Origin of the sequence: Bacteroides sp. NSJ-48 (assembly GCF_014287405.1) — a bacterium.
Classification (GTDB): Bacteria; Bacteroidota; Bacteroidia; order Bacteroidales; family Bacteroidaceae; genus Bacteroides; species Bacteroides stercoris.
Window position 1 is genome coordinate 1 of sequence record NZ_JACOOD010000057.1, and the last position, 21,135, is coordinate 21,135.

Below are 21,135 nucleotides of genomic sequence, written 5' to 3' on the forward strand. Positions count from 1 at the left end.
TTTGGCCGTCAAACCTTGTTTTCGGGGGAATACCTAAAGATACAAAAAAGCCAACTAATTCGCAATAATTTGTGTATGAATTAGTTGGCTAATTTTGTAATATTTAATGAATGTCCCTAAAATTGGAGTTAAGACGTGTAAATGCTAAACAATACAAAAACACCCAATTTTACATTAACGGGTGTAAAATTGGGTGTTATTTTTGCAAACTATTGATTTTCAATGTTTATTGCGGTGCGTACGGGACTCGAACCCGTGACCCCATGCGTGACAGGCATGTATTCTAACCAACTGAACTAACGCACCATTATTTCATTTATCGTTGCTATCTCTCTCGATTGCGGTTGCAAAGGTAGGTGTTTTTTTTGAATCTGCAATAGCTGTGATAAACTTTTTTTCAAAGCTTCTTGTCTGTGTTTACTTTTTGTTCTCATATTTAGGAAGTTGTAAAAAATGAGAGATGCAATGTTTAACAAATATTTAAAATTGCTCTTTGCGGCTTGTTTATGTCCTGTTTATATGTTATTTAGTATGCGATTAGACGTCTATATATAGAGAAAACGAAACAATTTTCGCTAACTTTTAAACTTCTTGTTTGAAAAGTTCGTTATTTTGCAATAAATCGTTATTTTTGCGAACTCAAGACAAGAATATTGCAATTAGAGAACAATAAAAATAGAGTTTAGGATGATGAAAACGGCGAAGCTGTTACTTCACTGTCCCGATCAGCCGGGAATTTTGGCAGAAGTAACAGATTTTATAACGGTAAACAAAGGTAATATTATCTATTTGGATCAATATGTAGACCATGTGGAGAATATTTTTTTCATGCGTATCGAGTGGGAATTGGAAAGCTTTCTGGTTCCTCAAGAGAAGATAGAGGACTATTTTGAAACATTGTATGCGCAGAAGTACGGAATGAGTTTTCGCCTTTATTTTTCGGATGTCAAACCGCGTATGGCTATTTTCGTGTCGAAGATGTCGCACTGCCTGTTCGATCTGCTGGCGCGCTATACGGCAGGTGAATGGAATGTGGAGATACCTCTTATAATAAGCAATCATCCAGATTTGCAGCATGTAGCAGAACGCTTCGGCATACCTTTTCATCTGTTTCCTATTACTAAGGAGACAAAAGAAGAGCAGGAAAAGAAAGAAATGGAACTGCTTGCCAAGCACAAGGTGAACTTCATCGTACTGGCACGTTATATGCAGGTCATTTCCGAGAAGATGATAGACGCTTATCCCAACCGCATCATCAATATTCATCACTCTTTCCTTCCGGCATTTGTAGGGGCGAAGCCCTACCATGCAGCATTCGAGCGTGGTGTGAAGATTATAGGAGCTACCAGCCACTACGTTACTACGGAATTGGATGCAGGGCCTATCATCGAGCAGGATGTGGTGCGTATCACTCATAAAGATACTGTGCAGGATCTGGTGAACAAAGGCAAGGATTTGGAGAAAATCGTCCTCTCTCGTGCTGTTCAGAAGCATATCGAGCGTAAGGTGTTGGCGTATAAGAATAAGACAGTAATATTTAATTAGTAGTTGATGAAGGTTGCAGTTGTCAAATATAATGCAGGTAACATCCGTTCGGTTGATTATGCCTTGAGGCGTTTGGGCGTTGAGGCGGAGATTACGGCAGATGAAAAGGTTCTACGTGCTGCGGATAAAGTCATTTTCCCCGGAGTGGGTGAAGCGGAAACAACCATGAATTTCCTGAATGCCGGCGGAATGGGCAGACTGATAAAAGAACTGCGTCAGCCGGTGTTGGGTATCTGTTTGGGTATGCAGTTGATGTGTCGCCATTCGGAGGAAGGAGATGTGGATTGCCTTGGTATTTTTGATGTTGGCGTGAAACGTTTTGTTTCGCTAAAGCATGAGGATAAAGTTCCCCATATGGGATGGAATACGATTTCACAGACTCACAGCGACCTCTTCAGGGGTTTCACGAAAGAGGAATTTGTCTATTTCGTACACAGCTTTTATGTGCCGGTCAACGATTGTACGGCTGCCGTAACGGATTATATACTTCCGTTCAGTGCTGCTTTGCATAAGGATAATTACTATGCCACCCAGTTTCATCCCGAAAAAAGTGGAAGTGTGGGCGAACGTATCTTGCAGAACTTTTTGGACTTATAGTGAAAGAATCCGATATTTGATAATTCGTAATAAATTGAAATGATAGAGTTAATTCCCGCTATTGACATCATCGACGGAAAGTGCGTACGCCTCTCCCAGGGTGATTATAACAGCAAGAAAGTGTATAATGAGAACCCCGTAGAAGTAGCTAAGGAACTTGAAGCGCATGGTATCCGACGCCTTCATGTGGTAGACCTCGACGGAGCCGCTTCCCACCATGTGGTAAATTACCGCACGCTGGAGCAGATAGCCTCCCGTACTTCTTTGGTTATAGATTTCGGTGGCGGGGTGAAGAGCGATGAAGATTTGGTCATTGCATTTGAAAGCGGTGCACAGATGGTGACGGGCGGTAGCATTGCCGTAAAGAATCCCGAACGTTTTTGTCACTGGTTGCAAACATACGGTTCGGAGAGAATAATTCTCGGAGCTGATGTGAAAGACCATAAAATTGCCGTCAACGGTTGGAAGGATGAGAGTGCTTGCGAATTGTTCCCGTTTTTGGAAGATTATGTCGGGAAAGGCATTCGTAAAGTCATCTGTACCGACATCAATTGCGACGGTATGCTGCAAGGTCCTTCCATATCTCTGTATAAAGAGATGCTGGAAGTGCATCCCGACCTTTACCTTATAGCCAGTGGCGGAGTGAGTTGTGCCGAGGATATTCGCCAACTGGAAGCAACGGGCATACCTGCCGTTATTTTCGGTAAGGCATTGTATGAAGGGCGTATAACTTTTAAAGAACTGGAAGCGTTTATGATATAAATTTGCGTAACATTGCATTCATTATTGTTGCTCAACGTAAATCGAGTCATAAATCCAAAATCATAAATAAAAGAAGAGTGTTAGCAAAGAGAATCATCCCCTGTCTTGACATCAAAGACGGACAGACCGTAAAAGGGACTAATTTTGTAAACCTGCGTCATGCAGGCGATCCGGTTGAACTGGCGCGTGCTTATAGCGAGCAGGGAGCCGATGAGTTGGTCTTTCTGGATATTACCGCCAGTTTTGAGGGACGCAAGACATTTGCCGAACTGGTGAAGCGTATTGCCGCCAACATCAGCATATCTTTCACCGTAGGTGGCGGAATCCATGAACTGAGTGATGTAGACCGGCTTCTGAATGCCGGTGCGGACAAGATATCCGTTAATTCCTCGGCCATTCGTCGTCCCGGACTGATTGACGAGATAGCCAAGCATTTCGGCTCGCAGGTTTGTGTATTGGCTGTTGATGCCAAGCAGACGGAAAAGGGTTGGTGGTGTTATCTCAACGGCGGACGTGTGGAGACCGACAAAGAACTCTTTGCCTGGACAAAGGAAGCGCAGGAGCGCGGTGCGGGCGAGGTGCTTTTTACCAGTATGAACCATGACGGCGTAAAGACCGGATATGCCAACGAAGCCCTTGCCGCTCTTGCCGACAGGCTTTCCATACCCATTATCGCATCGGGCGGAGCAGGTGCGAAAGAGCACTTCCGTGATGTCTTTCTGGAAGGAAAAGCAGATGCCGCCTTGGCCGCCAGCGTTTTTCATTTCGGAGAAATTAAAATTCCCGATTTAAAATCGTATCTTTGCGCCCAAGGAGTCGCAATGAGAAGATGATAAGGAGTTATAAGTTATGGGTTATAAGTTATTCGCTGCTGCACGAAGCACGGAGGAAAACGACTCATAACAATAACTCACAACAAAATAACTCATAACTTATAACTTAAAAAGATGTTGGACTTTGACAAAATGAACGGACTCGTTCCGGCAATTATACAGGATGCTGACACGGCCAAGGTGCTTATGTTAGGTTTTATGAACCGGGAAGCATATGATAAGACGGTAGAAACGGGTAAAGTAACATTCTTTAGCCGTACCAAGAACCGTCTTTGGACAAAAGGCGAGGAGAGCGGCAATTTCCTGAACGTGGTTTCCATGAAAGAGGATTGCGACAAGGATACTTTGCTGATTCAGGTACATCCTGTCGGTCCGGTTTGTCATACGGGTACGGATACTTGCTGGGGAGAGAAGAACGAACAGCCCGTTATGTTCCTGAAACTTCTTCAGGACTTCATCGACAAGCGTCATGCTGAAATGCCGGAAGGCTCTTACACAACCAGCCTGTTCCGGTCGGGTGTCAATAAAATGGCGCAGAAGGTAGGTGAAGAAGCGGTTGAAACTGTTATTGAAGCATGCAACGGTACTGACGAGCGTCTGATATACGAGGGAGCCGATTTACTGTATCATCTTATCGTATTGCTGACCTCTAAAGGTTATCGCATAGAAGATTTGGCACGTGAGTTGGAAGAACGTCACAGTGCGGATTGGAAGAAACACTAAGTTGTTATGGACGAAGCGCTGATACGATATAAAGATGTGGAGATACACCAGCAGGAACTGTGTGTGTTGAACGATGTAAACTTGGAGTTACACAAGGGAGAGTTTGTCTATCTCATCGGTAAAGTCGGTTCGGGTAAGACGAGTTTGCTCAAAACCTTTTACGGTGAACTGGATGTGGCGGCGGGCGATGCCGAGGTGTTGGGATATGATATGTTGCATATCAAGCGCAAGCATATTCCGCAGTTGCGTCGTAAGTTGGGTATCGTATTTCAGGATTTCCAGTTGCTCACCGACCGTACGGTGTATGACAATCTTGAGTTCGTGCTCCGTGCCACCGGGTGGAAGAATAAGGGAGAGATAAAAGACCGTATCAACGAAGTATTGCAATTAGTGGGTATGAGCAATAAAGGTTATAAATACCCCAATGAATTGTCGGGAGGCGAACAGCAGCGCATCGTGATAGCCCGTGCCGTACTGAACTCTCCGGAAGTAATTCTTGCCGATGAGCCAACCGGAAATCTGGATGTGGAGACGGGATTTGCCATAACCCAGCTTTTACATAGTATCAGTGAGGCGGGTTCGCTGGTTATTATGACTACGCACAACATGCAGTTGCTTTGGGAATATCCGGGGCGCGTATACCGTTGTGCCGACCATTTGATAACGGACGTAACGGAGCAGTATTCCGTTGCGTTGTCAACAGAAGAGAAATAAACAAGATTATATAACATTTTAATACAGAAACGAAAATGAAAGTTTTAAAGTTTGGAGGTACTTCAGTAGGTTCGGCTCAGCGAATTAAGGAAGTGGCCAAATTGATTACCGATGGTGAACGTAAGATTGTGGTTCTCTCTGCCATGTCGGGTACCACAAACACATTGGTTGAGATTTCGGACTATCTGTACAAGAAGAATCCGGAAGGTGCTAACGAGATTATCAACAGACTGGAAACGAAATACCGCCAGCACATTGATGAGCTCTATGCCACTCCTGAGTATAAGCAGAAAGGTCTGGAACTTATCAAATCTCATTTCGACTATATCCGTTCTTACACCAAAGACCTTTTTACGCTGTTCGAGGAGAAGGTAGTGCTGGCGCAGGGTGAGTTGATTTCTACCGCCATGATGAATTACTATCTGCAGGAATGTGGTGTGAAGTCGGTTTTGCTTCCGGCTTTAGAATATATGCGTACGGACAAGAATGCTGAACCTGATCCTGTTTACATCAAAGAAAAACTCCAGGTTCAGCTTGAGTTGCATCCCAATGCCGACATTTATATCACACAAGGTTTTATCTGCCGCAACGCCTATGGCGAGGTAGACAATCTGCAACGTGGCGGCAGCGATTATACCGCTTCTCTGATAGGTGCGGCTGTCAATGCTTCCGAAATCCAGATTTGGACGGACATCGACGGTATGCACAACAACGACCCGCGTATTGTGGACAAGACCTCTCCCGTGCGCCATCTTCATTTTGAAGAGGCAGCCGAGCTGGCATACTTCGGTGCAAAAATCCTGCACCCTACCTGTATCCAGCCCGCCAAGTATGCTAACATCCCCGTGCGTCTGCTCAATACAATGGATCCCACGGCTCCGGGTACACTCATCTCCAACGATACGGAGAAAGGCAAAATCAAGGCTGTAGCTGCAAAGGATAATATCACAGCTATCAAAATCAAGTCCAGCCGTATGTTGCTTGCTCATGGTTTCTTGCGCAAAGTGTTTGAAATCTTTGAAAGTTACCAGACTTCTATCGACATGATTTGTACGTCCGAAGTAGGCGTATCCGTTTCTATCGACAATACCAAGCATCTCAACGAGATTCTGGACGATTTGAAGAAATACGGTACAGTGACGGTGGACAAGGACATGTGTATCATCTGCGTGGTAGGCGACCTCGAATGGGAGAACGTTGGCTTTGAAGCCAAAGCGCTCGATGCCATGCGCGACATACCGGTACGTATGATTTCTTTTGGCGGCAGTAACTATAACATTTCTTTCCTTATCCGTGAATGTGATAAGAAACAGGCTTTGCAGTCGCTCAGCGATGCGCTGTTCAACGAGTAATAAAAGAAAACAGTAGATATGAGCGCTTTTACCTTCTTGATAAAAGCGCTCTTTTTAACTAAACGAAGATATAACCCATAATAATTATATGAAAGGAACATTTCCTATTGACAAATTCCGCGAATTGCGTACCCCGTTTTATTATTACGACACGAAGGTGCTGCGTGATACTCTTTCCTGCATCCGTACCGAAGCGTCACGATACGATAACTATTCGGTGCATTATGCGGTGAAGGCCAATGCCAATCCTAAAGTTCTGACTATTATCCGTGAGAGCGGGTTGGGAGCGGACTGTGTGAGTGGCGGTGAAATCCGTGCGGCAATCAAGGCTGGTTTCCCAGCCGACAAGATTGTGTTTGCCGGAGTGGGTAAGGCAGACTGGGAGATAAATCTTGGATTGGATTATAATATCTTCTGCTTTAATGTAGAGTCCATACCCGAACTGGAAATTATCAACGAATTGGCCGCAGCCAAAGGCAAGGTAGCCAATGTTGCTTTCCGTATCAACCCCAACGTAGGCGCGCATACGCATGCTAACATCACTACCGGATTGGCGGAAAACAAGTTCGGTATCAGTATGGAAGATATGGATCATGTGATAGACGTGGCGCAGGAGATGAAAAACGTCAAGTTCATCGGGCTGCATTTCCACATCGGTTCGCAGATATTGGATATGGGCGATTTTGTGGCTTTGTGTAATCGTGTCAACGAATTGTTGGACAAACTCGAAGCCCGTCAGATACGTATCGAACACGTTAATGTGGGCGGTGGACTCGGCATTGATTACGGACATCCCAACCGTCAGCCTGTACCCGATTTCAAAAGCTATTTCGAAACCTACGATAACTGCCTGAAACTCCGTTCCTATCAGACACTTCATTTTGAATTGGGGCGTTCGGTAGTGGGGCAGTGCGGTTCGCTTATTGCAAAGGTTTTATATGTAAAGCAAGGCACTAATAAGCAGTTTGCTATTCTTGATGCAGGTATGACGGACTTGATTCGTCCTGCACTCTATCAGGCATTCCATAAGATAGAGAACATTACTTCCGATGCTCCGCAGCAAACTTATGATGTAGTGGGGCCTATCTGCGAGTCCTCCGATGTCTTTGGCAAGGCTGTCGATTTGAACGGTGTGAAGCGTGGCGACCTTATAGCCCTTCGCTCTGCCGGAGCTTATGGTGAAATCATGGCTTCAGGTTATAACTGTCGTGAGTTGCCGCAAGGTTATACATCGGACGAACTGGTATAAGTGCAGTACAAGATTTGAATGATTTATCAAGCACGGGAACATCCTTTTTGTTTCTGTGCTTGTTTTTTATAGCTACCTGATTTTTTTGTTGTATTTTTACAGCATTAATATCTGATATAAATCCATTATGAAACACAAGTCGATTTTCTTTTCACTTAGCCTGATATTTAGTTCGTTTTGTCTTTCAGCGCAGGAATTGCCGAAAGAAGTGGTCTGGCAAGAGATAGAGGGAGTTAATGTACCGATTCCGCCTCAGACGCATCCCCGTTTGTATGTTCGCTCATCCGATTTACCCGCGTTGAAGGAACGCCTGAAAACTCCTCAGGCACAGCAGACACTTTCTCTTATGAAAGAGCTAAGCAAAGACCGCACTCCGGCCGAAGAAGCTGCCGTTACAAACCGCGGTTTCCGCTATTATTACGAGATGCGCGGCGTTACATCGCGGGTGCAGTTGCAAGCCCTTGACTATCTGTTGGAAGGTGACAAACGTTTGGCACGCAAGGCCATTACAGCCATGCTCGATACGTTGCAGCGTGCCTCTTTCGGCACTCGTTCCGACTTGTCGCGGGCCAGCGGAGCCATGCTGATAACAGGTGCTATGGTGTATGATTGGTGCTACGACCAGATGAAGAGTTCCGAGAAACAGGCTTATATCAAAGAATTTATCCGTTTGGCAAAGAGTATGGAATGCGGTTATCCGCCACGCAATAACCAACCCATAGCGGGGCATCCGTCGGAGTGGATGATTATGCGCGATATGCTGTCGGCAGGTATTGCCATTTATGATGAATATCCCGATATGTACAATCATGTCATTACCATGCTCTATCGTGATTATATCCCGGCACGCAACTATTTTTACGAAGGGCAGAACTATCACCAGGGCACGAATTATGTACATGTCCGCTTTGCCTGCGACCTCTTTCCTTTATGGATTCTGGATAAGATGGGAGCCGGTAGCATTTACTGCTCTTCGGCGAGGTTCGTACTCTACGACATTATCTACCGCCGGCGTCCCGACGGAGTGTTGATGCCTGCGGGCGATGATTATCCGCAGAACCGTCCCGCATTGCTTACCATGCCAACGCCTATGTTCTTGGCTTCCAGCTATTATAAAGACAAGTACCTGGCTTATGAATTCGAGCGTAATCCCCGACTGGACAAGTCGGGCAACGAGTCCATGAACCATTGTCTGATATACGAACTGTTGTGGCGCGACTACACCCTGAAAGGCAAGTCCCCCGACGACCTTCCTTTGACACGTTATTCCGGTACTCCCTACGGCTGGATGATTGCCCGTACCGGTTGGGATGCCAACAGCGTGATTGCCGAGATGAAAATTAATGAGCAATTTGTGGGCAACCACCAGCACATGGACGGCGGCAGTTTCCAAATTTACCACAAAGGCCCTTTGGCTATCGATGCCGGTGCTTATAGCGGTAGTTCAGGCGGCTATAACAGTCCCAATAACAAAAATTACTTCAAACGTACCATTGCCCATAATTCATTGCTGGTGTACGACCCTGACGAAAAGTTCGGCTGTTGGAACTATGGCGGGGGTGGAAAGACACGGTTTGCAACCAATGACGGCGGGCAGCGTATGTGCGGCGAAGGTTGGAAAACCTGCAATTCGCTCGACAGCCTTTTGTCCGAGGAGTATACGGTAGGCAGCGTGTTGGCTCATGGATTTGGCCCTGATGTGCAGGCTCCCGATTATTCTTATTTGAAGGGGGATATAACACAAGCCTATACCCGGAAAGTGGAAGAGGCGAAACGTTCTTTCGTATTCCTCAACCTGAAGTCCGAAACAGTGCCTGCTGCACTTATTGTATATGATAAAGTATCGGCTTCCAGTCCCGATTTCCGCAAATACTGGTTGCTGCATAGCATCGAAGAACCCACGCTTGAAGGTAATACTTTCATCGTGCGGCGCACCAAAGACGGTGATAGCGGTATGCTGCACAACACCGTCCTTTTACCTCAGGCAGATAATCTTCGTATCGATAAGGTTGGCGGTCCCGGCAAGGAAAACTGGGTGTTCGGCACTAACTATCCCAACGATGCCGTAGCTCCTTATCTTGACAATGCCAACGAGCGCGGAGCCTGGCGGGTAGAAGTTTCACCCGCTGTCCCTGCCGTTACCGATAACTTCCTGAATGTGATACAGGTTGCCGATAACCGATGCAATCGGTTGAACGCAGTGCAGCGTATTGAGGATGACCGGATAGTAGGTGTTCAGTTAGCCGATCGTGTCGTTACTTTTGCCAGGAGCAGCGAACCGCTGCAGAAAGATTTTACCCTTACAGTTAACGGTACGGGTACATATAAATTCGTCATTACCGACCTTAAAGCAGGTAATTGGCAGGTAAAGAAGGACGGTCGTGTCTTTATTCCGTTGACCGAGGTGCAGGCTTCCGATGGAGTACTTACTTTTGAGGGGAGTGCCGGCAGTTATGAATTTTGTAGGTAATAATCTTATAGTGAACAAATAAAGAGTGAGCGTATAGGCTTGCTCTTTACACTAAAAATTTAATCAAGTCCTAATTCGGTATATAGCGCTATATCTTTATTTATTTGCTTATCTTTGTGCAGCAAATAATAATCATCTTGAATATGCAGAATACAATATATACATCAGCAAAGCCTTTCGTAAAGTGGGTCGGTGGAAAAACGCAGCTTTTGAAAGATATCAAACATGCTCTGCCGGCTAATCTTGCACAAACGAAAGATATTATCTATGTGGAACCGTTTGTGGGAGGTGGTGCTGTGTTATTTTGGATATTACAGCAATTTCCTAATATTAAAAGGGCTGTAATCAATGATATAAATCCTCATTTGATAACAACATATAAGATTGTTAAAGAACAGCCGGGCAAATTAATTGAAAGATTAAAGGTCTTTCAAAATGAATACATCCCTTTAGGAGAAGAAGATAGGAAAACATATTATTTGGCAAAGCGTGATATTTATAACAACTCTTCTTTACCCGAAGTTGAGATAGCCGCTTTATTCATCTTCTTAAATAGAACATGTTTCAATGGCTTGTATAGGGTAAATTCAAAAGGTAAATTTAATGTGCCTCACGGTAAATATGCTACTCCCAGGATTTGTGATGAAGATACTATTCTGGCAGACTCACATATCCTTCAAAAGGTCGAAATCTTATGTGGGGATTTTGCGGAAACGGCTGTTTATGCTTCTCCTAATGCACTGTTCTATTTTGATCCCCCGTATAAACCTTTAAGTAAAACATCTTCTTTCAATTCGTATGCTAAAGAAGAATTTGATGATAATGAGCAGATAAGGCTACGTGATTTTTGCAGTAAAATAGCCGGATATAAAGCTAATTTTATTTTAAGTAATTCCGATGTAAAGGGCAAGAACGAAGATGAGGGCTTTTTTGATGAAATATACAATGCCTATAATATTCGGCGTGTAATGGCAACACGGATGGTTAATGCCAATCCTGATAAAAGAGGAAAATTATCCGAACTGATGATTTCCAATATTAATATGATTTATAGGTAAATGGCTATGAAAAGAAATTTCAATGATTGGCTTGCGCAATTTCGTTCAAGCATCGCTAATTATGAATACTATACGGACTTCAATAAGGTTTTTGAAAATGTAGATGCCATTAAGATAGAATTGAATATAATGAATTCTCTTATTGGCAGTAAAAACATTGAGGCTGATTTTGCGACCCTATTGGCTACCTATCCTAATGTTTTAAAGTGTATCCCAGTTTTGATAGCCAAACGTGAAATGGATATAGAGACTGTAGATGAAGAAGGAAGTTTCTGCTATAATTTTCGGAAGATGAATTATAGTGTAGACCAATATAAGATATTCATGCGTAAAACCGGTATTTTCAACTTGCTTGAGAATCGGATAATAGGAAGCCTTGTAGATTATGTTACCGGGGTAGAAACGGGACTTGATTCTAACGGAAGAAAAAATAGAGGTGGACATTTAATGGAGAATCTTGTAGAGTCCTTCATTCAAAAGGCGGGATTTATAAGAGATAGTACATATTTCAAGGAAATGTATATCCATGAGATAGAAGAAAAGTGGGGCATAGATTTGTCCGCTATATCCAATCAGGGTAAAGCTGAAAAACGTTTTGATTTTGTTGTTTCTACTCCCAATATGGTATATGGAGTGGAAACCAATTTTTATGGAAGTAATGGCTCTAAGCTGAATGAAACGGCAAGAAGTTATAAAACAATAACATTGGAAACCAAAGAACTTACAGACTTTACTTTTGTTTGGTTTACCGATGGGCAAGGGTGGAAGAGTGCACGTAATAATTTGGAAGAGACTTTCGATGTGCTTGAACATATCTATAACATCAATGATATGGAGAATGGTATTATCAGTGAAGTGATGAAATAAGTAGAAATAATGAAAAATCTATATCAGCATAGTATTGATTTGAAGAAAATCTGTATTGATAATACAGATAGAGATACTTTTTCGCGGAAACTCATGAATTTGCCTTACAGAGGATATGAAGTGGAAGAGCTTCCCGATAACCGGAAAATAGTCATAACCAAGCCGGGTGGTAAAAACGTATATGGAACAACTCAAAGGGAAGATTTCATAGTCTTTATATATAATCCTTGTAATGATAGTCTTTGGCAAATATCTCATTATCAAATTTTAGATGATATTAAAAATAAAGTTCGGGAAAATAAAGATGAAGCCAAGAAGTTTTTGTCTTTAATGGAAAGAGTGTATAAAGGAGAAGAACCTGCCGATTTTATAAACGATATACGTGCATTGCACTTTGTTTCAGGAGAATCTCCTGAGGCTTTAATAAAAGCATATAAATGGATATGGGGACAGGAGGATGTTAATTATCCTACCGGAAAAGGTCGTAGAATGTCTTGGGAGTCTTACCGGGAAATTATTAAGAATTTATGACCCCTTATTTCAAATCCACTGACCGGGCCTTTACTTTGCTTCATGGCGATTGCATCGAACTATTGAAACAGTTCAGTTTCAAGTTCGATATGATATTTGCCGACCCACCTTATTTTTTGAGTAATGGTGGGATAAGTATACAGAACGGAAAAGTTGTGTGTGTGGACAAAGGTGAATGGGATAAAGGTGGAACCCCGGAATATGTGGATTCGTTTAATAGAGCGTGGATAAGCGAATGCCGTCATAAACTGAAAGACAACGGTACGATATGGATAAGCGGTACGTACCATAATATTTTCTCTATTGCCAACATTTTGACCGAACTTAATTTTAAAATTCTTAATGTTGTAACATGGGCAAAAACCAATCCGCCTCCTAATGTCTCATGCCGTTATTTTACTTATTCCACAGAATTTATAATTTGGGCTCGTAAATTGGCTAAAGTACCGCATTGCTATAACTATGATGTGATGAAGCAAATCAATAATAGCAAGCAGATGAGGGACGTATGGCATCTGCCGGCTATTGCTCAATGGGAAAAATCATGTGGGAAACACCCTACGCAGAAGCCGTTGTCTGTGTTGTCGCGTATTGTTTTGGCGTCAACTAATAGTGGAGCATGGATTCTCGATCCGTTTACGGGCAGTAGTACAACAGGGGTTGCTGCAAACTTGCTTGGCAGACGTTTCTTGGGTATAGATAAAGAAGAAGAGTTCCTTATTCTTAGTCAAAACCGTAAAAAAGAAATTGAACATCTATCAACCTTTTCTTTATTTCGTAATAAAATTAAAGATATTGCTCTTTTGGATAATATGGGACTATTGCCTGCACAAGAGGACTTTGCTTGCGGTTATGATTTACCCTTTTAATGAACATCCAAGAGTTCTTTGTTACGGTTGTTTTGGGTTTGAAAATGTAGGTATGTATAAAATAGTGCTCCCCGCACTTCACAGTGCAGGGAAGACACAGCAAACAAACAAATATTTCCGATTTTAAATAAAGAGGTATTCTTATCGGACGTTTTTGTTTTAGGTATTTAGAGTGTATTTGAGGCTTTGGAAATGAAGGCTGAATATAAGTTATATATCTTGATTTTATATTTTCATTTATACAAAGTGGTGACTTTCTTATTATTTTAAGTTATTTATTTCGTACGCACCGGATAACAAAAGCTATTATTTCACCTGTTGAAGAGTCTTCACCCCCAATGAATTCATTTTGAAGATGTCTGTTGTACGTAGTGCATAGATAGTATCCTATAGCATCAAAATAGGATTCGTGCGGATGTCCATCGGTAAATCTCATAAAGCTACTATATGGGAGTTTTAATACGTCTCCGTATATTGTGTACCCATCTTTGGGCACTCCTTTCGCATAGGAAAGTAAATTATTGAACTCTTGTAAAGTGGGAGTTCTCCAAGCACTATTTGGTTCAACTTTTCGACATGGATCTCTTGAATCGGACCAAGTTGTGACAAGTTCCGGATTATTTGGCAACGGATTATTGAATACAAAGTAGTCTTGAGCATTATCTGCTTTGCTGCATGTCAGTGTATTGGGATAAATACCATATTTTTTGGTTTCTGCTGTATAATATAAGTTTCCGTTTGCCCAAATATTTCCTCCGATGATATATCCTTCTGTTGTGGTGAATGAGACATTGCTATAATAGGTGTTATTGGCATTAAGTGTCACTCCGGACAATGTAGCGCTTCTGTTACTGAAGGGCTTGTTACCGATTGTAAGCCCCAACTTCACCGTTACGCTTGCGGAAGCCTGCGGCAGCAGGTACGTATAATTGCTATACACACTCATCGCATTCGGACTGTTCCAAGTGACATTTATCGTTCCCGAACCGTCTTGTGCCGTCAGCGTGTTGTTTGTGAACGAATAGGTAGCATTGTGCCTGGGCAGAGTCACTGTACCTGCACACGCCGTAATCGCTCCCATTCTTCCGGCTTGGGCAATGGCTTGCACTCTGTATCGTGCACAATGATGTTTGAATACGATGTTGCCCAGCGTATATGTGCTGCCTATATTGTTAATTGCGACTCCGGCTTTTACATACGTCATAAAATTTTGCCCGTTTGTTACGGGGACGCTTGCAGAACTGTTGGTAAAGGCGGTGATGGCGCTTGAGTTGCCGTATGAATAAACGATAAATGTATAAGTCCCCACAGGGAGGATAAGACTCTTTGTGGTTTGCACGCTGCTTCCCGACAGTTTATAATCTCCATACCCGGCATAGTTTGCAGTGGAAATTCCGGCGGCGGTAGCCGATTTGTAAGCCACTACCCGGAAAGTTATGTTGTCGTCCACGTTTGCCCAGCGGGTGGAGGCTCCCTCGGTTGCAGTCCCTGCCGGGCAATGCAGTGTGCTTACTTCCATGTCCACGCCGTATTCTCCTTTTTGCCTGACGGTTTTTGCCATTCCGCTGCGTGTGCCGGTAACCTCTTCCGTGCTCCAACCGTTTGTTTGGGGAGCTTCCACTTCGATGAGGATGCCGTTGGGAGAGCGGTTCTCTATGCCCTCCTCATCCTTTCCGCACCCGGTTATCAGCAGGACAACCGATATATGGAATACCATATTTCTTATCATTCGTTTCATCTCGTTTTAGAGTAAAATTATTGTTCCCGTACTGCCCGGCATTTCTGCATCGGCTACCATTGATCCGGGCTTTGAGGCATGGTTATCGTTCCCGACCCTGCTGCTGTCTGTCCGCCCCAGGCTTCTGCCGATACGCTTGTTGCTATTACCAGCGTCTTGTCGCCCGTAAGTGCTGCTGCTTCCGTGGCATATCCCGTATTGCTTACCGCCTTGATATTCACGATGTAGCGGCAATTCCTTTTCAGCGGAATATAACTTCCCCCGCTGGTGAGGTCTACCCTGTAATAATGCGTGCTTCCCGCATAAGTACCGCCCACGACAAGGCATACATTGTTGTCCCTGCTGCTGCTTTGCGGCGTTTCCGCTACGTAGATAGTCCGTATCAGCGATTTGCCGTCCGGGCAGGTGTAGGTCAGCGCACCGTTTGTTCCGGCATCCGGGGGGATGGATACGGATGCAACCACATTGCCGGTGATTGTTCCGCCGTTTACGGGAGCTGCGTAGCCTTTATTCTTCGTGCGGTACACGCTGACCGTTTTCAATGTAAACCCGCTTAATCCCGCTGCCGTTTCTCCGCTTAGCGCGCACCCTACGTCTATGCGTGCCAGCGCGCGCAGTAACGTGATGTTTCCCAAAGATGTGGCAGGCGTGATAGCTTGTGCCGCCGCAGTTTCTCCCCACATGGGGAAGCGGCTGTAGCTTGTAGTTCCGGTTGCATTCCAAATTCCGGCGGCATCGAACGTTATCATTTTCAGGACATCGCTTTTGGGTGTGTTATCCGGAATGACGGGCAGTTTCTTTCCCGCATTAGCAATGACTGCAAGCCTGTATTTCTCGCCTGCCAGGCTTTGCTTCAGAGTTACCATATACTTGCCGCCCAGTAACTGCACTTGCGGCGCCTCATAGCTGAATGTTTCTGTGGAACCGCTCGCCTTGAACACCAGTACTTTCAGTTGGGCGATGTCTATCGCGTTCTCCTCATCGGATGTAATGGCGCGGGTGGCGGTGCTTCCGTCCGTTGCCGTGGGCAGCGAAATGCGGAGCGTGAGCATCACTTCGCCGTTGTCGGCCAGTGTGTCGGGCTGTCCGTTGTCGCAAGCCAGCAGGACAAGGACGATTACCGCACCGGTTACGATGCGCAATAATGCGGCCGATATGCTTCTATGTTCCGATAGTCCTGTCATACTTTCTTTAACTTACATTTCCGTTTCCTGTTCCACTTCTCCCCACGGCAGTACTTTTACGAATGCCCTTATCTCGGTCTTTCTGAAATCTATCTCGATGTCGGTCTGTTTCCCTGCCGCTGCGCGCAAGGGCTGTAGCTCGCTGTCTTGCGTAACGGTGCACAGCTTTTCCTGCCCCCTGTATATTTCCACTTCGATGTATTCTCCTTCCCGGGTCGGAAATATGCGGAAGGGTGGGGCATAGGCATCTCCTTGCCCGTCCGTGACGGTAGGCGGTCTGTATCCGGCGCTTTCTCCGGTTACTTTTCCCATGAAATCCACTTCGGAACCCGTTCCCCGTACAATGAAGGTATAGGCTTCTCCCCGATATGGATAGCGCTCTGCCAGATAGCATGTCCGTATGCTCAATCCTGCCGCCATCCGCTCCATTACCAGCGTGATGCCTTCTTCCTGTATGCTCCTTGTAGCGGTGTTGTTCAGCTCCTTGCGGCAGTAAAAGAGGTCTGTAACGGGCAAATGGCTTCCTTCGGCATGTTGTTTCAGTTTCAGGCGTGCTTCCTCTATCGGTGTTCCCGGCTTGATATCGGCGGTAATCAGGGTATCTTCCTTGATGTTGCCCCATGCTACGAGGGTGAGCCGCGCTTCTTTGTAGTTTCCGAAAAGATAGTCCGATGACACTCCTGCAGGAACCATGCGCACAAAACCGTTTTCACCGAAAAGATACACTTCCGATTTCTCCAGTACACCGCTTTCGGTGAGGTCGTTGCCTGCCGCATCCACTACCCGCACGTGTACTTGGTACTGCACGCAGTCTCCGGTGTCTTCCCGCACGCAGGATGCATGCAGAAAGGCGAGGCAGGTATACAATGCCGTGAGTATGGCTGTGCGGATAGGTTTCATGGCGGTTTTACGATTCCGGTTATTTAGTCGAATGTTACGTCCTGCGTGATGTTCAGTGCCCAGGTGGCCACATTAATCGTCAGTTCGAGCGAAGTAGGGGTTATGTCTCCCATAGGGTCCGTAGTACCAATGTTCTTGATAGTGGCTTTTATGGCATAAGTATTGTTGCGGGTGATGTTTGAAGTACCCGTACCCGCAGTTCCGGTGATGTTTGTTCCCGCCTGATTTTTGTTGACGATTATCGGATAGTAGATGGTGCTTCCTGCATCGCTTGCATTTTTCTTGAATGTGCCTTCCAGTACCAATGCCGTATGGGTGGTTTCTTCGTTGGGGAGAATATAGAACCAGTAGTCGGTTTTATGTTCCGCACTTACGTCTACCGGCGGAGTGACCGAATTTGCCAGATAGGCTACGGTTCCGGTGGATTTGTCGTAGTTTCCGGTCAGATAAGCCGGTGTGCCCATTTTGGTGGTGCTGTATCCGCCTGTGCCCGGTACAGCCTCTTTCATGGCGTTCCGTACAAAGATGTTTTTCAGTTCGTAGGATGCCGCCGCGTACTGCCCGTTGGGGTCGAAGGCGGTTTTGATGCTGCTTATAGACACCCTTGCCACGAGTCGGAGCAGTTGGGCTGTCATGCCGGTGTTGCTGCCTGCACTCAGTGTGAAAGTGGCGTTGCCGCTGCCGTTTTTTACGTCTCCGCTCATGGGCAGGCAGTCTTTGGCCTGTGCATCGGCCAGTGCGATGGTTTTCTTCAGGAAGTCGGTTTTGTTCAGTACACCTGCAAAGTAGTTGTCTGTGGGTGCATTGGCCACCACAATACCCGTACAGCCTGCTGCCGGAGTGCAGTTGATGGTGGTTGCCGAGGTCATGTTGGTGGTAATGGTCCGTATGGCATTCACCGAATTGTCGCTGTTGAATATCGCTACCGTAAAACGTTTCAGGGTATTCTCCTCGGCTTGCGTGGGCAGTGCGCTGCCTGTGGCTTTGGTGTTTACGCCGCTACCCGTAAGGCGCAGTTCCAGTTGCGCCGTCTTTTCTTGCAGTTGGGGTTCTGCTATTCCGTTCTCGTCACTGCCGCATCCGGTCAGTGTAAGGGTTGCTGCCGCCAGCATTGCCCATAAATAATTGTTCGTTCTCATGTCCGCCTGTTTTTATAGGTTAATATATTTTTTAATATGCTGCTCAATAGGTTATCTTCGTCTTTTTAATTTCCCGCCTGTCTTTTCAGTTCTTTAAGCGCTTTGTCGGCTTGTTTCACCCCTGCTGCCGCAGCCATGGTGAGGTATACCTCCGCCTTGTCCCGGTTTCCTTCCTGGAGGCAGAGTATGCCCATGTTGTTGTATGCCATGGGCAGGGTGGCAAACCTCTCCAGGTAGCGGCGTGCCTTGGCCGTCTCTCCTTTGGTGAGCGCCACTGCCGCCGCGTTGATGTTGGCTTCGGGGCTGTCGGGAAACAGCCGTGCCGCCAGGTCCAGCACATCGTTGTACTCTGTGGAGCCTTGCGGATAGCTGCCTGCCACGGTAAAGAACTCGTTCAGGCGGAGCGCCCGGCGTTCGCCGGTACGGAACAGCCTCAGACTCTCCGCCGCATCCAGCGGCTGGCGGGTGTACTCTATCCTGTAGTCCACCCGCATTACTTCGGGGAATATCTTTTCCGCCAGGTATTTGTAGGGCTTTCCGTCGGCAAGGCGCATCAGCATGCGTTCTCGTCCTTTGTCTATGTCTACATTGCCTATCAGGTCGAGGGTGGCTTCTCGGAACATCATGTCGCTTTGCTTTACCAGCGCCGCAATGGAGTCCCAGTCTTCGGAAATCCAGGTCACTTCCAGCGGAGTACCTGCCGTCAGGCGGTTTTCCCGCAGGTAGTCTTTCAGTTTCAGTGAGCGCACCAATGCATCCACCTCATTTTTCTGCAGGTTTCCTACGGGGGCCCCGTACCCTGTAATCTTCACTTTCACGAGCTTCGTTCCCGCCTCCCGGCGTATGTCCTGCAAGGCATTGCGCATCCGGTGGTATATCTCGAAGTTCTGCTTGGTTACGGACAACTCTCCCAACGGCCTTTCCCTCTTGTCCCGCTGCTCTTTGCCGAAATAGGGGATAGACCCCGTCACAGCATGCAGCGTGTCCTTGTCCGGCGCGGGCTCGATGAAGTTCACCCATGTCAGGTACTTCCTGTCCGTATCCGTGTCCCAGACAGAAGTGCGTACTTTGGGCAGGTTCAGCCTGTCGGCAATCTTGTCCTCGTATATGCTTCCTTGTCTGCCGTGGCAGGCGCACTCCTGCGAGCGTATCAGGAGCAGGGCGTCCTTCATCCATTCCTGATAGGGCACTGCCACCCGGTAGCGGAAGGAGCGTGCCATCCTGGCATCGTTCCTTATCACTACTGCGGGTATGGGGGAGGGGCGGCCGTTTCCGGTAAATTCCTGTTGCCGCTGGTACACTTTCTGTTTCTCTGTGCCGTTGATGAGTACTGCGGGCAGGGCCTGTTCGTTTTCCCCGCTGATGAGTACGGGCGTCACGGTGAGCGATTCGTCCGAGGGCATCCTCAGTCCTTCGAAGTCTACGGACAGGTCTATGTTGAGGCGTCCGTCCGCAAGGGAGAACTGCTGTCCGGTGACGAACATTTCTCCCCGGTAGAATTCCTGTGCGCGTCCTGACCGGCAGCAGAGTACCGATATTGCCATTATCAGAGGAATACGGATTAGATTTTTCATGCTTTCAATTTGCTATTGTAATTATTCTTGTTGCTATTTTATCATGTACACTATGGATATTGCCGCCTTGGTCGGGGCAACTAAATTCCTGTTGCCGCTCCCTGTCCTCTCCCCGCAGTGCGAGCAGCGGTAGCGTTCGTATCCGGTATGCAGAAACCCTACGCCGATGCTTGTTTCCAGTCCCCAGCGGGGGGAGAGGATGAAGTGATAGCCGTATGATATTCCCACTCCCGTAAAGTCTCCCTCGTATCTTTCGGAACGTATCCCTTTGAAAAGCCCGAAAGGCAGCCTTGCCTTGGCTACGTTGTACACGCCGTACATCAGGTTTGCCCCGAAGAAATGTCCTCCGTAGGGCTGGCACATCCAGTAGCGCAGCTCCGGCTGTACGAACCAGTGCTTCCAGCGCCTGTCTCCTCCTGCCGGAAAGGGGTTGTAGTGAAATCCGGCTTCGAGCGTGAAACGTTCCGACAGCTTTAGTTCCACACCGAGGTTGGGCGAGGCGAGCATGCTCCCCGTAAGCAGGTCGCTTTTCACGGCAACGGTTTGCGCCCCTGCCTTGCCTGCACAGGACAGCAGGGCAAGGAGCATCAGCATCGGTATGTGTTTTCTGCTTTTCAATTTCTTTGTTCCGGTTATAAGTCTGTCAGTGTAATTTCTTTCAGGTATATTCTGGCTATCTGGTTTATTATTCCGAGTTTCTGGGCGGCTCTTCCGTATTGTACATAGAACTGCTCGGTAATGGGGCGGTTGCAGTTCAGATGTTCTCCCGTGGCTTCGAGAATATCCAGCAGGGATATTTCCACAGCTTTTCTGGCTGGGATGTAGGATTGCGTTTCCAGCGGATTTTCCGCGTCTTTCAGGATGATAAGTCCGGCATTGGTGAGCTGTGGCAGTAATATCCGCATTTGCCCTTCGGTAAGTGTGCACGGTTTTATGCAAGTACCGTAGTCTCTTGCATAAATACATTTGAGTACTGCAATGGCAGTCTGTGTTCTGGGCGTTATCATGTAGTTTTCTTGTTTGTTTGATT

The 21,135-nt window shown here is 46.1% G+C and carries 20 protein-coding genes and 1 tRNA gene; 13 read left to right on the forward strand and 8 right to left on the reverse strand.

Features of this window, described 5'->3' with window-relative positions; genetic code table 11:
• Positions 1-232: 232 nt before the first annotated feature.
• Positions 233-306 (reverse strand) — tRNA-Asp (locus H8S52_RS17775).
• Positions 307-687: 381 nt separating this feature from the next.
• Here H8S52_RS17775 and purU point away from each other — a divergent pair.
• From purU to H8S52_RS17840, 13 genes are all read left to right on the forward strand, one after another.
• The gene (purU, locus tag H8S52_RS17780) at positions 688-1,545 is read left to right on the forward strand and encodes a formyltetrahydrofolate deformylase (RefSeq protein WP_022104546.1); all 858 of its coding nucleotides are present in this window, start codon (positions 688-690) and stop codon (positions 1,543-1,545) included.
• A 6-nt stretch (positions 1,546-1,551) separates the two neighbouring features.
• Complete coding sequence (gene hisH, locus H8S52_RS17785) at positions 1,552-2,142, forward strand: imidazole glycerol phosphate synthase subunit HisH (RefSeq protein ID WP_117955687.1); 591 nt, start codon at positions 1,552-1,554, stop codon at positions 2,140-2,142.
• Between the two features lie 39 nt (positions 2,143-2,181).
• Positions 2,182-2,904 (forward strand): 1-(5-phosphoribosyl)-5-[(5-phosphoribosylamino)methylideneamino]imidazole-4-carboxamide isomerase, encoded by a 723-nt coding sequence (gene hisA / locus H8S52_RS17790; RefSeq protein ID WP_186910312.1) that lies wholly within the window; start codon positions 2,182-2,184, stop codon positions 2,902-2,904.
• 77 nt (positions 2,905-2,981) lie between these two features.
• Positions 2,982-3,737 (forward strand): imidazole glycerol phosphate synthase subunit HisF, encoded by a 756-nt coding sequence (gene hisF, locus H8S52_RS17795; RefSeq protein ID WP_186910313.1) that lies wholly within the window; start codon positions 2,982-2,984, stop codon positions 3,735-3,737.
• A gap of 114 nt (positions 3,738-3,851) precedes the next feature.
• Positions 3,852-4,460 carry a bifunctional phosphoribosyl-AMP cyclohydrolase/phosphoribosyl-ATP diphosphatase HisIE gene (hisIE, locus tag H8S52_RS17800; protein WP_005652632.1) on the forward strand — a complete coding sequence of 203 codons (609 nt, stop codon included), beginning with the start codon at positions 3,852-3,854 and terminating at the stop codon, positions 4,458-4,460.
• 6 nt (positions 4,461-4,466) lie between these two features.
• Positions 4,467-5,174 (forward strand): cell division ATP-binding protein FtsE, encoded by a 708-nt coding sequence (locus tag H8S52_RS17805; RefSeq protein WP_186910314.1) that lies wholly within the window; start codon positions 4,467-4,469, stop codon positions 5,172-5,174.
• A 35-nt stretch (positions 5,175-5,209) separates the two neighbouring features.
• Positions 5,210-6,526, forward strand: a complete 1,317-nt coding sequence (locus H8S52_RS17810) for an aspartate kinase (RefSeq protein ID WP_005652628.1) — start codon at positions 5,210-5,212, stop codon at positions 6,524-6,526.
• A gap of 88 nt (positions 6,527-6,614) precedes the next feature.
• Positions 6,615-7,775: a diaminopimelate decarboxylase gene (lysA, locus tag H8S52_RS17815; RefSeq protein ID WP_016662148.1), complete on the forward strand. Its 1,161-nt coding sequence runs from the start codon at positions 6,615-6,617 to the stop codon at positions 7,773-7,775.
• A 127-nt stretch (positions 7,776-7,902) separates the two neighbouring features.
• Complete coding sequence (hepB, locus tag H8S52_RS17820) at positions 7,903-10,245, forward strand: heparin/heparin-sulfate lyase HepB (RefSeq protein ID WP_186910315.1); 2,343 nt, start codon at positions 7,903-7,905, stop codon at positions 10,243-10,245.
• Between the two features lie 143 nt (positions 10,246-10,388).
• The gene (locus H8S52_RS17825; RefSeq protein ID WP_016662146.1) at positions 10,389-11,303 is read left to right on the forward strand and encodes a DNA adenine methylase; all 915 of its coding nucleotides are present in this window, start codon (positions 10,389-10,391) and stop codon (positions 11,301-11,303) included.
• Positions 11,304-11,309: 6 nt separating this feature from the next.
• Complete coding sequence (locus tag H8S52_RS17830; RefSeq protein ID WP_016662145.1) at positions 11,310-12,170, forward strand: type II restriction endonuclease; 861 nt, start codon at positions 11,310-11,312, stop codon at positions 12,168-12,170.
• A 9-nt stretch (positions 12,171-12,179) separates the two neighbouring features.
• Complete coding sequence (locus tag H8S52_RS17835; RefSeq protein WP_186910316.1) at positions 12,180-12,701, forward strand: hypothetical protein; 522 nt, start codon at positions 12,180-12,182, stop codon at positions 12,699-12,701.
• Positions 12,698-13,570, forward strand: a complete 873-nt coding sequence (locus tag H8S52_RS17840; protein ID WP_016662143.1) for a site-specific DNA-methyltransferase — start codon at positions 12,698-12,700, stop codon at positions 13,568-13,570. The genes H8S52_RS17835 and H8S52_RS17840 overlap by 4 nt, the downstream gene beginning before the upstream one ends.
• Positions 13,571-13,841: 271 nt before the next feature.
• Here the strand turns inward: H8S52_RS17840 and H8S52_RS17845 are convergent, their stop codons facing one another.
• The 7 genes from H8S52_RS17845 to H8S52_RS17875 all read right to left on the reverse strand — a co-directional run.
• A complete protein-coding gene (locus H8S52_RS17845; RefSeq protein WP_255470116.1) occupies positions 13,842-15,308 on the reverse strand; it encodes a fimbrillin family protein in 1,467 nt (488 codons plus the stop codon).
• Between the two features lie 53 nt (positions 15,309-15,361).
• On the reverse strand, positions 15,362-16,492 hold the full coding sequence (locus H8S52_RS17850) for a hypothetical protein (protein WP_186910317.1): 1,131 nt from the start codon (positions 16,490-16,492) through the stop codon (positions 15,362-15,364).
• Between the two features lie 12 nt (positions 16,493-16,504).
• A complete protein-coding gene (locus tag H8S52_RS17855; protein WP_016662140.1) occupies positions 16,505-17,392 on the reverse strand; it encodes a FimB/Mfa2 family fimbrial subunit in 888 nt (295 codons plus the stop codon).
• A 23-nt stretch (positions 17,393-17,415) separates the two neighbouring features.
• Positions 17,416-18,531: a fimbrial protein gene (locus H8S52_RS17860; protein ID WP_186910318.1), complete on the reverse strand. Its 1,116-nt coding sequence runs from the start codon at positions 18,529-18,531 to the stop codon at positions 17,416-17,418.
• A gap of 65 nt (positions 18,532-18,596) precedes the next feature.
• Positions 18,597-20,105, reverse strand: coding sequence for a DUF3868 domain-containing protein (locus tag H8S52_RS17865; protein WP_117907219.1), 1,509 nt, complete (start codon positions 20,103-20,105; stop codon positions 18,597-18,599).
• Positions 20,106-20,138: 33 nt separating this feature from the next.
• Positions 20,139-20,693, reverse strand: coding sequence for a DUF3575 domain-containing protein (locus H8S52_RS17870; RefSeq protein ID WP_060386247.1), 555 nt, complete (start codon positions 20,691-20,693; stop codon positions 20,139-20,141).
• A 44-nt stretch (positions 20,694-20,737) separates the two neighbouring features.
• The coding region (locus tag H8S52_RS17875; protein ID WP_255470117.1) for a hypothetical protein at positions 20,738-21,135 on the reverse strand (398 nt) is incomplete at its 5' end.

Bases quoted from the DNA above. Each gene is read 5' to 3' on its own strand.
- lysA (WP_016662148.1), top strand. From the start codon at position 6,615: ATGAAAGGAACATTTCCTATTGACAAATTCCGCGAATTGCGTACCCCG.
- H8S52_RS17825 (WP_016662146.1), top strand. From the start codon at position 10,389: ATGCAGAATACAATATATACATCAGCAAAGCCTTTCGTAAAGTGGGTC.
- H8S52_RS17870 (WP_060386247.1), bottom strand. From the start codon at position 20,693: ATGCTCCTTGCCCTGCTGTCCTGTGCAGGCAAGGCAGGGGCGCAAACC.
- hisIE (WP_005652632.1), top strand. From the start codon at position 3,852: ATGTTGGACTTTGACAAAATGAACGGACTCGTTCCGGCAATTATACAG.
- H8S52_RS17840 (WP_016662143.1), top strand. From the start codon at position 12,698: ATGACCCCTTATTTCAAATCCACTGACCGGGCCTTTACTTTGCTTCAT.
- H8S52_RS17865 (WP_117907219.1), bottom strand. From the start codon at position 20,105: ATGAAAAATCTAATCCGTATTCCTCTGATAATGGCAATATCGGTACTC.
- H8S52_RS17855 (WP_016662140.1), bottom strand. From the start codon at position 17,392: ATGAAACCTATCCGCACAGCCATACTCACGGCATTGTATACCTGCCTC.
- H8S52_RS17860 (WP_186910318.1), bottom strand. From the start codon at position 18,531: ATGAGAACGAACAATTATTTATGGGCAATGCTGGCGGCAGCAACCCTT.
- hisA (WP_186910312.1), top strand. From the start codon at position 2,182: ATGATAGAGTTAATTCCCGCTATTGACATCATCGACGGAAAGTGCGTA.
- H8S52_RS17810 (WP_005652628.1), top strand. From the start codon at position 5,210: ATGAAAGTTTTAAAGTTTGGAGGTACTTCAGTAGGTTCGGCTCAGCGA.
- H8S52_RS17805 (WP_186910314.1), top strand. From the start codon at position 4,467: ATGGACGAAGCGCTGATACGATATAAAGATGTGGAGATACACCAGCAG.
- H8S52_RS17850 (WP_186910317.1), bottom strand. From the start codon at position 16,492: ATGACAGGACTATCGGAACATAGAAGCATATCGGCCGCATTATTGCGC.
- H8S52_RS17830 (WP_016662145.1), top strand. From the start codon at position 11,310: ATGAAAAGAAATTTCAATGATTGGCTTGCGCAATTTCGTTCAAGCATC.
- hepB (WP_186910315.1), top strand. From the start codon at position 7,903: ATGAAACACAAGTCGATTTTCTTTTCACTTAGCCTGATATTTAGTTCG.
- hisH (WP_117955687.1), top strand. From the start codon at position 1,552: ATGAAGGTTGCAGTTGTCAAATATAATGCAGGTAACATCCGTTCGGTT.
- purU (WP_022104546.1), top strand. From the start codon at position 688: ATGATGAAAACGGCGAAGCTGTTACTTCACTGTCCCGATCAGCCGGGA.
- H8S52_RS17845 (WP_255470116.1), bottom strand. From the start codon at position 15,308: ATGAAACGAATGATAAGAAATATGGTATTCCATATATCGGTTGTCCTG.
- H8S52_RS17835 (WP_186910316.1), top strand. From the start codon at position 12,180: ATGAAAAATCTATATCAGCATAGTATTGATTTGAAGAAAATCTGTATT.